The 14086-nt window shown below is 67.3% G+C and carries 12 protein-coding genes and 1 tRNA gene; 3 read left to right on the top strand and 10 right to left on the bottom strand.

The annotated features are described in order from the left end of the window. Positions 1–28: 28 nt before the first annotated feature. From ACK5NO_RS06855 to ACK5NO_RS06835, 5 genes are all read right to left on the bottom strand, one after another. Entirely contained in the window at positions 29–1081 is a 1053-nt protein-coding gene (locus ACK5NO_RS06855; protein ID WP_416811914.1) for a glycosyltransferase family 1 protein, read from the bottom strand. Beyond that, on the bottom strand, positions 1081–3621 hold the full coding sequence (locus ACK5NO_RS06850; protein ID WP_416811913.1) for a sodium-translocating pyrophosphatase: 2541 nt from the start codon (positions 3619–3621) through the stop codon (positions 1081–1083). Before ACK5NO_RS06850 ends, ACK5NO_RS06855 begins: the two co-directional genes overlap by 1 nt. A gap of 215 nt (positions 3622–3836) precedes the next feature. After that, positions 3837–4817: a ribose-phosphate diphosphokinase gene (locus ACK5NO_RS06845; RefSeq protein ID WP_416811912.1), complete on the bottom strand. Its 981-nt coding sequence runs from the start codon at positions 4815–4817 to the stop codon at positions 3837–3839. Beyond that, positions 4814–6376, bottom strand: coding sequence for a bifunctional UDP-N-acetylglucosamine diphosphorylase/glucosamine-1-phosphate N-acetyltransferase GlmU (glmU, locus tag ACK5NO_RS06840; RefSeq protein WP_416811911.1), 1563 nt, complete (start codon positions 6374–6376; stop codon positions 4814–4816). Before glmU ends, ACK5NO_RS06845 begins: the two co-directional genes overlap by 4 nt. A 185-nt stretch (positions 6377–6561) precedes the next feature. After that, positions 6562–6633, bottom strand: a tRNA-Gln gene (locus ACK5NO_RS06835). A 95-nt stretch (positions 6634–6728) separates the two neighbouring features. On the opposite strand from ACK5NO_RS06835, the gene ACK5NO_RS06830 reads away from it, so the two are divergent. The 3 genes from ACK5NO_RS06830 (at position 6729) to ACK5NO_RS06820 (ending at position 8690) form a co-directional block, all read left to right on the top strand. Continuing rightward, positions 6729–7340: a TetR/AcrR family transcriptional regulator gene (locus ACK5NO_RS06830; RefSeq protein ID WP_416812008.1), complete on the top strand. Its 612-nt coding sequence runs from the start codon at positions 6729–6731 to the stop codon at positions 7338–7340. Positions 7341–7385: 45 nt separating this feature from the next. Beyond that, positions 7386–7805, top strand: a complete 420-nt coding sequence (gene mscL / locus ACK5NO_RS06825; RefSeq protein ID WP_416811910.1) for a large conductance mechanosensitive channel protein MscL — start codon at positions 7386–7388, stop codon at positions 7803–7805. Between the two features lie 69 nt (positions 7806–7874). Then, positions 7875–8690, top strand: coding sequence for a siderophore-interacting protein (locus ACK5NO_RS06820; RefSeq protein WP_416811909.1), 816 nt, complete (start codon positions 7875–7877; stop codon positions 8688–8690). Here the strand turns inward: ACK5NO_RS06820 and ACK5NO_RS06815 are convergent. The 5 genes from ACK5NO_RS06815 to metG all read right to left on the bottom strand — a co-directional run bounded on the left by ACK5NO_RS06815 (position 8687) and on the right by metG (position 14058). After that, complete coding sequence (locus ACK5NO_RS06815; RefSeq protein ID WP_416811908.1) at positions 8687–9616, bottom strand: 4-(cytidine 5'-diphospho)-2-C-methyl-D-erythritol kinase; 930 nt, start codon at positions 9614–9616, stop codon at positions 8687–8689. The genes ACK5NO_RS06820 and ACK5NO_RS06815 overlap by 4 nt on opposite strands. Then, positions 9613–10488, bottom strand: a complete 876-nt coding sequence (gene rsmA, locus ACK5NO_RS06810) for a 16S rRNA (adenine(1518)-N(6)/adenine(1519)-N(6))-dimethyltransferase RsmA (RefSeq protein WP_416811907.1) — start codon at positions 10486–10488, stop codon at positions 9613–9615. The genes ACK5NO_RS06815 and rsmA overlap by 4 nt, the downstream gene beginning before the upstream one ends. Before the next feature lie 4 nt (positions 10489–10492). Further along, entirely contained in the window at positions 10493–11284 is a 792-nt protein-coding gene (locus ACK5NO_RS06805) for a G5 domain-containing protein (protein WP_416811906.1), read from the bottom strand. Positions 11285–11407: 123 nt separating this feature from the next. Beyond that, positions 11408–12193, bottom strand: coding sequence for a TatD family hydrolase (locus tag ACK5NO_RS06800; RefSeq protein ID WP_416811905.1), 786 nt, complete (start codon positions 12191–12193; stop codon positions 11408–11410). Between the two features lie 68 nt (positions 12194–12261). After that, positions 12262–14058 carry a methionine--tRNA ligase gene (gene metG / locus ACK5NO_RS06795; protein WP_416811904.1) on the bottom strand — a complete coding sequence of 599 codons (1797 nt, stop codon included), beginning with the start codon at positions 14056–14058 and terminating at the stop codon, positions 12262–12264. Positions 14059–14086: the final 28 nt, after the last annotated feature.

The following is a 14086-nucleotide window of genomic DNA, read 5'->3' as shown; positions in this document are numbered from 1 at the left end:
CGGGAGGTGGGGGCTCAGGGCTCAGGGCTCAGGGCTCCGGGAACCAGCGGTGCAGCGCCGCAGCAAAACGCTGCTCAAAGAGGGTGTCGTCGTGACGCCCCCGCAGCCACGCACTGAAACTGCCTCCCGCGACCGCGTCGATCAGTTCGCGGCATTCGTCGGGCTCGGTGACGGCGCTCACGAGCATCTCCTCTGCCTCGATCATGTTGCGGTACAGGAACGGATACTCGTCGGGCAGGAGTTCCCTAGCCCATGAGCGGTCGGGGAACACCCCCACCGCGCCAGCGACCAGGGCCTCGACGTACTCGAGTCCGTACGACTCGTCGCGAGCCGTCGCCAAGAAGGCCGTGGTGCGCGCGAGCCGGTAGTAGTAGTCCTCGCGGGTGGCCGTCAGCGGCCCCACCCACGCCCACTCGCGCCTCGACAGGCGGATGGCCTGCTCGGAGATGAGGTGCGACTCCTCGAGCCGCATCTCCACCCGGATTGGCACCCGCTTGCGCACCCGCTCGACGATGTCGAGGAACACCTCCGGCTGTTTGCGCTCCGACAATCGAATCGCCGGGTAGAGCACCACCGGATCGCCCGTGCTCTCGCGCGGCTGGACGTGCGACAGGCGAATGCCAAGGTTGGCCCATTCGATGCGTGCGGTCTCCGCGAGGGGCGAGACCGTGTCACGCATGACAATCTCGCGAATCTCCGTGGCGGTCCGGTGCGAGTTCGCGAACGTGGGAAACAGCGCACACGACAGCGCGAGCGAGGCTCGCTGAACCCTGTGCGTGTACTGCGACGTGTTCCACCACACGAAGTTCATGACCTTGGGCTCAGCACCACCGGCGGCGAGCGTGCGCCACACTGCCGGCGAGTTGATGACGTCCATGTTGATCACGACGGTGCGGGCCGGATCAATCAGCTCGAGCGGCACGACGTCGAACCGATCCGCGCGCTGAGCCCGTGGCCCGACAATCGCGGCCCCAGGAAAGAGCCGCTGGAGTCGGCGGACCAGCGTGGCACCCGCGTCGTGCCCCGCGATCCTGCCATCGACAACGCTCACGCCGTCGCACAGGATCGCGAGGTCACGCATCACTCAGCCTCGACGAGCGTGGCGTCGCGGTCAGCGGCAGGTGAGGGCGCATCGGCCGTATTGACGGGCGAGGCGTCCGGGTCGTCCTCCTCCGTGAGCGAGGCGCGAATGCGCATGCCGTAGAAGGAACGGTGCACAAAGAAGCACGAGACCAGGAAGAACGCCGCCGCGAGCCAGTGCACCAATGCCGCGCTGCCCTGCTCGGTGAGCCCGACCGCAAGCTCGACCGCGAGCAGCCCGAACAGCGTCGTGAACTTGATGACAGGGTTGAGCGCGACCGACGACGTGTCCTTGTAGGGGTCGCCGACGGTGTCGCCCACGATGGTGGCCTCGTGCAGCGGGGTGTTCTTGGCGTGCAGGTCCACCTCGACGATCTTCTTGGCGTTGTCCCAGGCACCGCCCGCGTTGGCCATGAAGATCGCCTGGTACAGGCCGAACAGCGCGATCGAGATCAGGTAGCCGATAAAGAAGTACGGCTCCACGAAGGCGAACGCGAGGGTCGCGAAGAACACCGCGAGGAAGATGTTGAGCATGCCCTGCTGCGCGTACTGCGTGCAGATCGCGACCACCTTGCGCGAGTCTTCCGTCGAGGCCTTGGTGACCCCGTCGAGTTTGATGGTGTTCTTGATGAACTCCACCGCGCGGTACGAGCCGGTCGTGACGGCCTGGATCGAGGCGCCGGTGAACCAGTAGATGGTCGCGCCACCGGCGATGAGGCCCAGGAGGAACGGCGGGTGGATCAGCGACAGGTTCTCGATGCCGGTGGTCAGCCCCTCGGTGAGCGAAATGATGATCGAGAAGATCATGGTGGTCGCACCCACCACGGCCGTGCCGATCAGCACCGGCTTGGCGGTGGCCTTAAAGGTGTTGCCGGCGCCGTCGTTCTCCTCGAGCATGCGCTTGGCACGCTCCCATTCGGGGGCGAAACCAAACTCGTCGCGCAGCTCGGCATCGATGTCCTCGATGTCCTCGATCACGGACAGTTCGTAGACACTCTGGGCGTTGTCGGTGACCGGGCCATAGGAGTCGACGGCGATGGTCACCGGCCCCATGCCCAGGAACCCGAACGCCACCAAACCGAACGCGAATACGGCCGGGGCGAGCATGATGTCCTCGAGTCCCAGGCCGGAGATCAGATACGCCGCGCCCATGAGGGCCACGATTGCCATCCCCAACCAGTAACCCGAGAAGTTGCCCGCCACGAGGCCGGACAGGATGTTGAGCGACGGGCCGCCTTCGCGAGAACTCTTGACGACCTCGCGTACGTGCCGGCTCGACGTCGAGGTGAATACCTTGACCAGTTCAGGGATGAGCGCACCGGCGAGGGTGCCGCACGAAACGATCGTCGAGAGTTTCCACCACATCCCGTCTTGCATGTCGCCAATGACCCAGTACGCGGTCGCGTAGGTCGCGGCGATCGAGATCGCCGAAGTGAGCCACACGAGCGAGGTGAGCGGGTGCTCGAAGTCCATGCGGTCGGCCTTGGCGTAGCGCCACTTGGCCCACGCGTCGTTTGCCAAGTAGGACAGGGCCGATGCGATGAGCATCGCCGCACGCACCGCGAAGATCCACACCAGCAGCGTCGCTTGGATGGACGGGTCGTGAACGGCGAGCAGCAGGAACGTCACGAGCGCGACGCCCGTCACACCGTAGGTCTCGAAACCGTCGGCCGACGGGCCCACGGAGTCGCCAGCGTTGTCGCCCGTGCAGTCGGCGATCACGCCGGGGTTGCGGGCGTCGTCCTCCTTGATCTTGAACGCGATCTTCATGAGGTCGGAGCCGATGTCGGCGATCTTGGTGAAGATGCCGCCCGCGATACGCAGGGCAGCAGCGCCCAGGGACTCGCCGATCGCAAAACCGATGAAGCACGCGCCAGCGATGTCGCGCGGCAGGAACAGCAGGATGACCAGCATCATGAGCAGTTCGAGGCTGATGAGCACCATGCCGATGCTCATGCCCGCCTTGAGCGGGATGCGGTGCAGGGCGAGCGGCTTGCCGCGCAGCGCCGCGAAGGAGGTGCGCGAGTTCGCATAGGTGTTGACACGAATGCCGAACCACGCCACTGAGTACGAGCCCGCCATTCCGATAAGGCTGAACGCGATCACTACCGCGGTGCGGCCCCAAGAGAACCCGACGAGGACGCCGTAATACAGGATGATGACCGCCGCGATCACACCCCACAGCGCGAGCAGGAACTTGCCCTGCTGCACCAGGTAGGCCTTGGAGGTCGCGTAGATGAGCTCCGAGACCTCGCGCATGGATTCGTGCACGGGCATGCGTCGAATCTGGCGCAGCACGGCGAAACCAAAGGCGAGTCCCAGCACGGTGATCGCGAGGCCGCCCAGCAGCAGCGTGAAGCCGGACAGCCCGCCGGACGCCGTCACCCCTGACAGGTCCGGAAGTTCGAGGCTCGCCTCGCCACCATCGATGTGGCCGCCGGCGCCACAGCCGGACAGGGCCAGCGTCCCGGCTCCTGCTCCGGCGATGATGGCTGCTCGTCGCAACCACGGCCGATGCGCGGGCCGCCTTTCGGTGGACACGCTACTGCCGAACACATTCCGCCAATGGAACATCATCACCCCTGATGAGAGCCGACCTACTGTCTCTCCGGAGGCTAGGAGGGGTGGAAAACGTGTAAATGTGACCTAGGGCCCTGGCAGCGCATCGGCCGGACGCCCAGGAGCCCGGGACGTCCCGCGAAAGGCCGAAGGGCCCCCGGCGCTTGCCGGGGGCCCTTCGCACAGCGGGGGTGGGCTCAGACGCTGCCCTGGAACAGGGAGGTCACCGAGCCGTCGTCGAACACCTCGTTGATGGCGCGCGCGAGCAGCGGCGCGATCGACAGCACCGTGAGCTTGTCGAACTGCTTGTCCTCGGTGATGGGAAGCGTGTCCGTGATGACGACCTCGGAGATACCCGAGTCGCGCAGGCGCTCGACCGCGGGGCCCGACAGCAGGCCGTGCGTCGAGGCGACGATGACGTCCTTGGCGCCGTTCTCGAACAGGGCCTCAGCGGCCTGAACGATCGTGCCACCGGTGTCGATCATGTCGTCAACCAGCACGCAGGTGCGGCCCTCGACCTGACCCACGAGCTCGTGGACCTTGACCTGGTTGGGAACCGAGGGGTCGCGACGCTTGTGGATGATCGCGAGCGGGGCACCCAGGTGGTCGGACCACTGGTCGGCCAGGCGCACACGGCCCGCGTCGGGAGAGACGATGGTGAGGTTGTCGGGGGCGACACGGGTGCGCACGTACTGCGCGAGCATCGGCATGGCCCACAGGTGGTCGACCGGACCGTCAAAGAAGCCCTGGATCTGCGCGGTGTGCAGGTCGACGGACATGACACGGTCGGCGCCCGCGGTCTTGAACAGGTCCGCCATGAGGCGCGCGGAGATCGGCTCGCGGCCCTTGTGCTTCTTGTCCTGACGGGCGTAGCCGTAGCAGGGGATCACTGCAGTGATGCGCTTGGCGGAGGCACGCTTGAGGGCGTCCACCATGATCAGCTGCTCCATGATCGCCTCGTTGATGGGCGCCGCGTGGGACTGGAGCACAAACGCATCCGCTCCACGCACGGACTCACCAAAGCGCACGTACAGCTCGCCGTTGGCGAAGCTGTACGCGGTGGTCGGGAGAAGGTCGATCTCGAGTTCGGCAGCGATGGCTTCCGCTAGCTCGGGGTGTGCGCGACCGCCCGCCAACACCATTCGACGTTCGCTCGCGTGCGAGATCCCTACGCTCATGCCTCTCCCTGAGGTTGTTCGGCCGTGGCGGCCTTTGTTGCTGACGATAATGCGTCCGGCCCGTCCCCCGCCTGTTCAGCGAGGTTCGCGGCCTTGGCGGACGGGCTGCCGGCACGCCGGCGCTCGACCCATCCGTCGACGATCTGCTGCGGTGCGTTGCTCAGCGCGAGCGCCCCCGAAGGCACGTCGCGGCGGATGACAGCACCCGCACCGGTGTAGGCACCATCACCGATGGTGACGGGCGCGATCAGGCAGTTGTCCGAGCCCACACGCACGTGGTCACCCACGGTGGTGTGGCTCTTGGACACGCCGTTGTAGTTCACGAAGATGGTCGCAGCACCGATGTTGGTGTGCTCGCCGATGGTCGCGTCACCCACGTAACTCAGGTGCGGCACCTTGGAATGCGCACCGATCGAGGCGTTCTTGGCCTCGACGAAGGCGCCGATCTTGCCGTCAACACCCAGATGGGTGCCGGGGCGCAGGTAGGAGAAGGGCCCGACGGTGGCGCCCGCCTCGATGACGGCACCAGAACCGTGCGTACGGACCACCGAGGCTCCCGCGCCAACAACCACATCGGTCAGCGTCGTGTCGGGGCCCACAGTGGCCCCCGTCGCGATCTCCGTCGCGCCGCGCAACTGGGTGCCCGGTTCGATGGTGACGTCGGGCGCAAGGGAGACATCCGCGTCGATCCAGGTCGTGGCCGGGTCGGTCACCGTGACCCCTTCACGCATCCAGTGCTCCACGATGCGGTCGTTGAGGCGCTTGCCCGCTGCGGCCAACTGGACCCGGTCGTTCACTCCCTCGACTGCACTCGCGTCGGGCGCGACAAAGGCGTGCACGCGGCCGCCAAGGCCACGGGCGATCGCAACCACGTCAGTGAGATACATCTCGCCCTGAGAGTTGTGCGTGGTCAGGCCCATGAGGGACTCGCGGAGCACGGCAGCGTCGAACACGTAGATGCCCGCGTTAATCTCGCGGATGGCGCGCTGGTCCTCGCTAGCGTCGCGCTGTTCGACGATCTCGACGACCTCGCCTGTGCCCGCGTCACGAATGATGCGTCCGTACCCGGTGGGGTCGGGAACCTCAGCCGTCATCACGGTGACGGCAGCGCCCGTGGTGGCGTGCGCATCGGCCAAAGCGGCCAGCAACTCGCCGTCGACCAGCGGTACGTCGCCGCTCGTGACGACCACACCACCCGTCACCAGGGTGCCCATGACGGCGGTATCTCCCACCTCGCCATTCGCGACGCGAGCCGCGACAGCGGTGGCGTCGAGCGTGGACAGTCCGCAGAACACGGCGCGGCCCGTACCGGGGACTTCGTCCTGATCGGCCAGCAAAGCATGCGGGGCGATCTGCTCGATGTGCGCCGCCACCTTGTCGCGGTCGTGACGGACCACGACGACAATGCGCTGGGGCTCGAGCGCCGCGGCCGCATGCAGCGCGTGTCCCACGAGGGACCGGCCAGCGATGGGGTGCAGCACCTTGGGGGTGGCGGACTTCATCCGCGTGCCCGCGCCGGCGGCGAGGATCATCACGGCGGCGGGTGGCGTTCGGCTCACCGGACTCCCTTCCGTGGCCCTCAAGGGGGCGTTGAGCAGATGCGGGATCCAGTTTACCCGGGTGTGCGACCTGCCCGGTCCCGAAGGTCCCGTCCGCCCCCCAACCCAAGAAAATGGATCCATTTGACCGGGCGGGAGCGGCCCCCACGCAAGAAAATGGATCCATTTGACGGGATGGGGACGGGCTCCGCCCACAGGATTCGAACCTGTACTGCGAGGCTCCAAAGGCCTGCGTGCTGCCGTTACACCAGGGCGGAATGGGCCGGCGCGCGGGCCCGAGGGTCCAGTGTGCCAGGAATCACGGCACACTAGGGACGTGACCGATCCTCCCAGAAAGGCTCCGCGTTCCCGTATGACGGCCCGCGAGCGACGCGAACAACTCCTGTCTGTGTCGCGCGTGCTGTTCGCCGAGCGCGGCTTCGAGGGGACCTCTGTCGAGGAGATTGCCGCTCGCGCGGACGTCTCCAAACCGGTGGTCTACGAGCACTTTGGCGGCAAGGAGGGCGTCTACGCCGTCATCGTCGACCGCGAGGTGCAGTCCCTCCTGGGCTCGCTCACCGGCGCCCTGTCGGAGCGCGGCCACCCCAAGCAACTGGTCGAGCGTGCTGCATTTGCGCTGCTCGACTACATCGAGTCCTCCCCCGACGGTTTCCGCATTTTGGTGCGCGATTCGCCCGTCGCGCAGGCCACCGGGACCTTCTCATCGCTCATTGGCGACGTCGCGACCCAGGTCGAGCATCTGCTGGCCCACCAGTTCGCCAAGCGCGATCTGGACCCCTACGCCGCGCCCATCTATTCGCAAATGCTCGTGGGCATGGTGGCGCTGACAGGCCAGCATTGGGCGGAGGTGCGCGAGCCCTCGAAGGAAGAGGTCGCGGCGCATCTGGTCAACCTCGCCTGGAACGGCCTGAGCGACTTCGAGCGCGATCCCGTGCTGCCCTCCCGCGAGCCTCAGCAGGGCTAGGGCCCTATCCTGCCCTTGACCGAATTTCACGGTAAGGAGAGGGCAATGATCCAGGGATTCAAGGAGTTCATCAGCCGCGGCAACGTCGTGGACCTCGCAGTGGCGGTGGTCATCGGCACCGCGTTCACCGCGATCGTCACGGCACTCGTCGACAACATCATCAACCCGCTCATCGCGGCAATCTTCGGGGAACCGGACTTGTCCAAGGTGCTCACCATCACGCTCAACGATGGGGGCACGGCAGACACGGCAGACGACGCCATCCTGTCGTTCGGGGCCGTGCTCGACGCCGCGCTCGACTTCTTGCTGGTGGCCGCCGCGATCTACCTCCTCATCGTGATGCCACTCAACAAGCTCGCGGAGCGCCGCAAGAAGGGCGAGCCTGCCCCGGATGAGCCGGTCGCACCCACGGAGATTGAACTGCTCACGGAAATTCGTGACGCCCTGCGCGCGGAAAAGCCCTAAGCAGGCCCGATTACCACTACGTTGGTCGCTGGCGCCCGCGATGGCGTCAGCGACCAACCGAGGAGTGGCATGACCGGCGCCCCGGCCCCCGTGGCCTACGACAAGTTTCTGGTGCGCATTCGCGAGGTCGAGGTGGTGCGTTGCACGCCCGTCTCAGCGACGATGCGCCGGCTGACTTTGGGAGGCCCCGGCGCCGTGGCTTTCGAGTCGGGCATTTTCGACGAGCACGTCAAGCTCATCTTCCCCGACCCCGAGACCGGCGAACTGCGCCTACCCACCGAGAACGACGAGGGCAGCCTCGACTGGCCGCGTCCCTTCCCCACGAGCCGCGAGTACACCATCCGCGCCTACCGGCCCGAGGTCGACGAGTTCGACATCGACTTCGTGATCCACGACGGTGGACTCGCCTCTGATTGGGCTCGCGACGCGCAGCCCGGGTCGCGGCTACACGTCGCCGGCCCACCCGGTGGTTATCGGGTGAGCGACCTGTACGACTTCTACGTCGCGGTCGCCGATGAGACCTCCCTGCCTGCCCTCGCGCGGTGGCTTGAGGAGATGCCGCGCACGCACCGTGGCCATGCGGTCATCGCCGTGTCTGGGCCTCAGTCTCAGCAAGAGCTCGCAGCACCCGAGGGCGTCCAGGTCACGTGGCTGCACCACGGCGAGGGCGCTCCCACCGTGCTCCACGGCGTTCCCGACATCGTGACGATCCCCGCGGGTGCTCGCGTGTTTGCGTGGCTCGCTGGCGAGGCCGGATCGATCAAGCCGCTGCGCGCGTGGGTGCGCCAGGACCTGGGGCTGGGCAAGGAGCACTCCTCGATCACGGGCTACTGGAAGTTCGGTTCGGCCGACACCCACGAGCACCTCGACGACGACGAGGACTAAGCCAGCACCACCGCGCCAGTCGCGGGCCCCGAGGCGGTGACCACCGCATCGGCCGTGCCCGAGGCAGTCAGATGAGCCGCAATGGCGAGCGCGTGCTGGCGCGAGCGTGCCAGCGCGGCGACCGTGGGCCCGGAACCGGAGACCATCACGCCCAGCGCATCCGCCTCAAGTGCCTGTTCCATGACGGCACGCAGGTGCGGCGCCAGGCTCAGGGCGGCACCCTGCAGGTCGTTGGTGAGCGCGTCACCGAGCGCCTCGGCGTCCCCCGCACGCAGCGCGAACATCACCTCCTCGCAGATCTCGGGCGCGAGTGGTGCGCGCTCCCCCGCCACGATCATGCGATCGAACTCGCCGTAGACGGCCGCGGTGGACAGCCCCTGGGCCTGCGTGGCGAGCACCCAGTGGAACTCGCCACGCGTCATCGCTGGAGTGATCTGGTCTCCCCTGCCAAGCCCTACCGCGGTGTGGCCGTGAAGGATGAAGGGAACGTCGGCGCCCAACGTGGCGGCGATGGCGTCGAGTTGGCTCCGCGTGGCACCCACCTCCCAGGCCTCAGCACATGCGAGCAGGGTGGCCGCAGCATCGGCGCTACCGCCCGCCATGCCGCCCGCGACGGGCACGCCCTTCACGATCGCGAGATCGATGCCGTCGTCAACCCCGTACTCCGTTTGAACCGCACGCGCGGCCCGCACCGCGATGTTGGTCTCGTCGAGCGGCACGCCGTCGAGATCGACCTGCACACCGCGCGCGGCACTCACGGTCACGGTGACCTCAGCGTCCTCGCGCACGGTGGCCGTGACGGTCTCGTAGAGGTCGACGGCCTGGAAGATGGTCGCGAGCGGGTGATAGCCGTCCTCGCGCACGGGACCCACCGACAGCTGGAGGTTCACCTTGCCAGGGGCACGCACGGTGACGGAGCGGGTCATGCCCCCACTGTGTCAGAAGCGGCGGCCGCGCGGGAATTCAGGGCCTCCGCAATGCGGGCGAACTGGGTGATATCGAGCTGTTCTCCGCGGGTCAGCGGCTCGATGCCGCACGCACGCAGTGCCTCCTCAGCGGCGATGCCGGAACCCGCGAGCCCCGCGAGTGCCCCCCGCAGGCCCTTGCGACGCTGAGCAAAGGCAGCGTCGATGACGGCGAAGACCTGCTCCCGGGTCGCCGTGGTCTGCGGCTGCTCGCGTCGCTCCATGAGCACCAGCGCACTGTCCACGCGGGGCACAGGCCAGAACACCGCGCGGCCCACGTCGCCGGCTCGCCTGGTCGCCGAGTACCACGCGGCCTTGGCGGAGGGGATGCCGTAGGTGCGCGATCCAGGAGGCGCGGCAAGCCGGTCCGCGACCTCGGCCTGCACCATCACGAGCACGCGCTCGATGGAAGGGAAGGTCTCGAGCAGGTGCAGGATCACCGGCACGGACACGTTGTAGGGCAGGTTCGCGACCAGCGCCGTCGGCGGAGTGGGCAGTTCAGTGACCTTGAGGGCATCCTGGTGGATGACCGTGAGCCGCTCGCTTTCGGCCGATGCGCGGGTCGCCACCGTACTCGGCAGCGCCTGGGCGAGCAACGGATCAATTTCGACGGCCGTGACGGTAGCGCCGGTCTCGAGCAGGGCCAACGTCAGTGAACCGAGGCCAGGGCCGACCTCGACCACATGGTCGCCCTCGCCGACGCCCGCGATACGGGCGATACGGCGCACCGTGCCAGCATCGACGACGAAGTTCTGTCCCCACTTCTTGTGAGGGGCCGTCTCTAGTGACTCAGCAAGACTGCGGATGTCAGTGGGACCAAACAGGTCCGCCACTGGCCTAGTACCAACCGACGCGCTGCGAGTGGCCCCAGGCGGCACAGGGGGTGCCGTAGCGGCCGGAGATGTACGACATACCCCAGCTGATCTGCGTCGCGGGGTTGGTCGCCCAGTCGGCGCCGTGCGAAGCCATCTTCGAACCGGGCAACGACTGCGGGATACCGTGGGCGCCGGACGAGCTGTTGTGGGCAGCCGAGTTCCAGCCGGATTCCTTGGTCCACAGCGCGTTCAGGCACTGCCACTCCGAGCCGGTCCAGCCCTTGATGTTGGCGGCCATCTGCTTGCCCAGCGCGCGGTTGGCGCCGGAGTCGGAGGTCTTGGGGATGCTCAGGGCACCAACGGAGACGACCTCGTCGACGGGCTCGTCGACCACGACGCGGATGCCCGCCTCGCGCTCGACTTCCACGCCGTCCTTCAGGGTCACGGTGTAGCTGACCAGAGCGGTGCCGTCTTCGCCTTCGACGACGACCTCGTCGGTGCCCTCCATCGCGGAGTAGTCCTTCTGCTCGACCGAGTCGTGAGCGATGGGCTCTTCCTCGGTCCGCGTGACGACTTCGAGGTCAGAGGCCCCGGCGGACACGGGCGCGACTTCCTGGGCCACCGCAAGCTCGGTGGAGGTGTCCTCCCGGTCCTGCGCGAAGGCGTTGACTCCCACGGAAGCGAAGGATCCAAAGGCGAACGCGCTCAGCGCGATCGACCCCGCGACAGCGCGAGTGCTGCGCTTGCGCGAGGTGGTGCGTTCACGCACGTCCCTGCGGCCACCGGGGGAGGCGGCCCTGCGTCGATAGCTCACTCGGTCAGGTCCTTTCTCCGGGACGCCAAGGCGCCCGTAACCGAACTGTTATCTCACAGGTCGGGAGCAAAACGCCAGTCCGGACTCTCCCCGCGAGAGCCCATGTCGACCTTCTCAGGCGATCTACCAGGGACCATACAGGTCGTGCGAGGTGTTCCACACCTGGGTGCAAAACTGCTCGAGATCCACGCCCTGGACCCTCGCCACCTCGCGTGCGGTGTGCGCGGCTTGCGCGGGCGAGTTGGGGGCACCCCGGTGCGGATGCGGCGTCAGGAACGGCGAGTCCGTCTCGATCAGGGTGAGCGAGGGGGGCGTCACCGCCGCCGCCGCACGCAAGTGATTCGCGTTCCTAAAGGTCACCGTGCCGGCGAAACTCAGGTACCAGCCCTGCTCGGCGCACACCCGCGCCATCGCCGCGTCACCCGAGTAGCAGTGGAACACCGTGACCTGGGGGGCGCCGTCGCGCATGAGAACGTCGATCACCTCGGCGTGCGCATCGCGGTCGTGGATCTGCAGCGGCAGGCCCAGCTCCTTGGCCAGCGCGATGTGATCGCGGAAGGCCCGCACCTGGGCGTCGTGACCCTCCGGTCCCGTGCGGAAGAAGTCGAGACCGGTCTCCCCGACCACGCGCATGCGGTCGCCGCGCGCGAGCGTGGCGATTTCGGCGAAGGCCTCGTCGTACTGGCCCGCGGCAGCAAGTCGAGCCGCGTCGTTGGGGTGAAGCGCCACCCCGCCGAGCATCGAAGGGAAGCGAGCCACCGCATCGGCCGTCCATCGGGCCGACTCAAGGTCGCACCCGATCTGGACCACCCGGGTGACCCCCGCATTGGCCGCCTGCTCGAGCCGTGTCTCAACGGACAGCGGCTCGTCGCCGGCGGGGTACTCGAGGTGACAGTGATTGTCGACCATGGGCGCGGGAAGTGCCTGCGGAATCGAAGGCCACTCACCCGAGCGACTCGATCGAGAGCGCGCCGAACTCACTCGTCGCCGGAGCGCATGCGCTCGAGCTCCGCCTCCACGATGTCGTCATCCAGCTTGGTGAAGATGGGCGAGGGCTGCGCCACGCGCGTGCCAGGCACCACCTCGCGGCGGTGCCACGTGCCGTGCGCGGACGAGTAGTCGCCCTGGATGACCGGGTAGTGACGGTCGGGCAGGTCGAGGTCTTCGACCTCGTTCATCACCGGCATGGGCGCGAACACGCCCTCACCGCCGAGTGCCTCGTGCACCTTCTGCGACGAATGCGGCAGGAACGGCGCGAGCATGGTGTTGGCGTCCGTCACGAGTTGTGCGGCGACGCCGAGCACGGTCTTCATGCGCTCGGGGTCTTGCGTTTTGAGCTTCCACGGCGCGGTGTCCGCCAGGTACTTGTTGGCCTCACCCACCACGCGCATGGCCTCGGAGATCGCGGCACGCTGACGCTGCCCGCGGATCAGGTCGCCCACGGCTGCGAAGCCGGCCTCGGAGCCAGCGAGCGCGGCACGGTCCACGTCCTGCAGGTCCGTCATCGCAGGGATCGAGCCCACATTCTTGTGCAGCAGCGAGGCCGTGCGGTTGACCAGGTTGCCCCAACCGGCGACCAACTCGTCGTTGGTACGGCGCTTGAACTCGGACCACGTGAAGTCGGCGTCCGAGCTCTCGGGGCCCGCCACCGCGATGAAGTACCGCAGCGCGTCGGGCTGGTAGCGGCTGAGCATGTCGCGCACGTAGATGACGTGGCCGCGGCTCGAGGAGAACTTGCTGGATTCCATGGTGAGGAACTCGCTCGAGACCACCTCGGTGGGCAGTTGCAGGTCGCCAAACTCCGACAGGTTGCCGCCCTTGGTACCGCGACCGTTGGCGGCGAGCAGTTCGCCGGGCCAGATCTGCGAGTGGAAGGTGATGTTGTCCTTGCCCATGAAGTAGTACGACAGCGCGTCGGGGTCGTTCCACCACTGGCGCCATGCGTCGGGCTCGCCCTCGCGACGTGCCCACTCGATCGACGCAGACAGGTAGCCGATGACGGCGTCGAACCACACGTACAGGCGCTTGGAGGAGTTGGACTCCCAGCCCTTGAGCGGGACCGGGATGCCCCAGTCGATGTCGCGCGTCATCGCGCGCGGGCGCACATCGTTCAGAAGGTTGAGCGAGAAGTTCAGGACGTTGGGACGCCAGCCGTGACGCGCGCCCAGCCACTGCGACAGTGGCTCCACGAGTGAGGGCAGGTCGAGGAAGAAGTGCTCGGTCTCGATGAACTTGGGGGTCTCGCCGTTGATGCGTGAGACGGGGTTCTTGAGGTCGATCGCGTCGAGCTGGTTGCCGCAGTTGTCGCACTGGTCGCCGCGCGCGCCGTCGTCGCCGCAGATGGGACAGGTGCCCTCGATGTAGCGGTCGGGCAGGGTGCGGCCCGTCGACGGCGAGATCGCCCCGCGGGTGGTCTGCTCGATCATGTAGCCGTTGGAGTGCACGGCCTTAAACATCGCCTGCGCCACCTTGTAGTGGTTGCCCGTGGTGGTGCGCGTGAACAGGTCGTAGCTCAGTCCCAGCGAGACCAGGTCTTCGACGATCACGCGGTTGTAGCGGTCCGCGAGCTCCTGGGGGCTTACGCCCTCCTGGTCCGCCTGGACCAGGATCGGGGTGCCGTGTTCGTCGGTGCCCGACACCATGAGGACGTCCTCGCCCGCCATGCGCATGTAGCGGCTGAAGACGTCAGAGGGCACGCCAAAACCGGCAACGTGGCCAATGTGACGGGGCCCGTTGGCATACGGCCAGGCGACAGCGGAGAGGATGCGTGACATGGCGCCCATTCTAGGGACCGGACCCGCT

It is taken from the genome of Demequina sp. (genome assembly GCF_047975725.1).
Classification (GTDB): Bacteria; Actinomycetota; Actinomycetes; order Actinomycetales; family Demequinaceae; genus Demequina.
Note: the sequence above shows the minus strand (reverse complement) of the source record. Positions and strands in the feature narration are given on the sequence as shown.

Coding starts and splice junctions, on each gene's coding strand:
- ACK5NO_RS06855 (WP_416811914.1), bottom strand. CDS start 1,081: ATGCGTGACCTCGCGATCCTGTGCGACGGCGTGAGCGTTGTCGATGGC.
- ACK5NO_RS06845 (WP_416811912.1), bottom strand. CDS start 4,817: ATGAGCGTAGGGATCTCGCACGCGAGCGAACGTCGAATGGTGTTGGCG.
- ACK5NO_RS06830 (WP_416812008.1), top strand. CDS start 6,729: ATGACGGCCCGCGAGCGACGCGAACAACTCCTGTCTGTGTCGCGCGTG.
- mscL (WP_416811910.1), top strand. CDS start 7,386: ATGATCCAGGGATTCAAGGAGTTCATCAGCCGCGGCAACGTCGTGGAC.
- ACK5NO_RS06820 (WP_416811909.1), top strand. CDS start 7,875: ATGACCGGCGCCCCGGCCCCCGTGGCCTACGACAAGTTTCTGGTGCGC.
- ACK5NO_RS06815 (WP_416811908.1), bottom strand. CDS start 9,616: ATGACCCGCTCCGTCACCGTGCGTGCCCCTGGCAAGGTGAACCTCCAG.
- ACK5NO_RS06800 (WP_416811905.1), bottom strand. CDS start 12,193: ATGGTCGACAATCACTGTCACCTCGAGTACCCCGCCGGCGACGAGCCG.
- metG (WP_416811904.1), bottom strand. CDS start 14,058: ATGTCACGCATCCTCTCCGCTGTCGCCTGGCCGTATGCCAACGGGCCC.